The organism is Aeromonas sp. RU39B, assembly GCF_900156095.1.
Lineage (GTDB): Bacteria > Pseudomonadota > Gammaproteobacteria > Enterobacterales > Aeromonadaceae > Aeromonas.
This window is the reverse complement of the sequence record NZ_FTMJ01000035.1, coordinates 1-1157: the sequence shown is the minus strand read 5'-3', so window position 1 is coordinate 1157 and position 1157 is coordinate 1. Positions and strand designations below refer to the sequence as shown.

Annotated in this window: 1 protein-coding gene; it reads left to right on the top strand. The window is 59.2% G+C overall.

Features of this window, described 5'->3' with window-relative positions; all coding sequences use genetic code 11:
- On the top strand, positions 1 to 1157 hold a 1157-nt coding region (pykF, locus tag BW958_RS20135; protein ID WP_076577684.1), incomplete at both ends, for a pyruvate kinase PykF.

Here is a 1157-nt window from a genome sequence, read left to right as displayed (position 1 = left end):
GGCCGCAAAGCTGCCATCCTGCTCGACACCAAGGGCCCGGAAATTCGTACCATGAAGCTCGAGGGTGGTAACGACGCCTCCCTGGTCGCCGGCCAGACCTTCACCTTCACCACCGACCAGACTGTGGTTGGCAACAAGGACAAGGTCGCCGTGACCTATCCGGGTTTCGCCAGCGACCTGCGCGTTGGCAACCGTATCCTGGTTGACGACGGCCTGATCGGCATGGACGTTATCGAAATCACCGAGCGCGAAGTTGTCTGTAAAGTGCTCAACAACGGCGATCTGGGCGAGAACAAGGGCGTTAACCTGCCGGGCGTCTCCATCAAGCTGCCGGCACTGGCCGAGAAAGACAAGCGCGACCTGATCTTCGGTTGCGAGCAAGGCGTTGACTTCATCGCTGCCTCCTTCATCCGTAAGAAGGAAGACGTGCTGGAGATCCGTGAGCACCTGAAGGCGCACGGCGGCGAGAACATCCAGATCATCTCCAAGATCGAAAACCAGGAAGGCCTGGACAACTTCGACGAGATCCTGGCTGTCTCCGACGGCATCATGGTTGCCCGTGGCGACCTGGGTGTAGAAATTCCGGTTGAAGAAGTTATCTTCGCCCAGAAGATGATGATCCAAAAGTGCAACAAGGCACGCAAGGTCGTCATCACTGCGACCCAGATGCTGGACTCCATGATCAAGAACCCGCGTCCGACCCGCGCCGAAGCTGGCGACGTGGCCAACGCCATCCTGGACGGTACCGACGCAGTGATGCTGTCCGGTGAATCCGCCAAGGGTAAGTACCCGCTGGAAGCCGTGACCATCATGGCCACCATCTGCGAGCGTACCGATGGCGTGATGCCGTCCAACCTGGACGCGGCCAACGACAGCAACAAGCTGCGTATCACTGAAGCCGTGTGCAAGGGCGCGGTAGAGACCTCCGAGAAGCTGGATGCCCCGCTGATCGTGGTGGCTACCGAAGGCGGCAAGTCTGCCAAGGCCATTCGCAAGTACTTCCCGAAAGCCTGGATCCTGGCCATCACCACCAACGCCAAGACTGCGGCCCAACTGGTTCTGTCCAAGGGTGTGGTTGCTCACGTGGTTGACGAAATCGCCTCTACCGACGACTTCTATCGTATCGGTATGGACGTGGCGCTGAAGACCGGTATGGG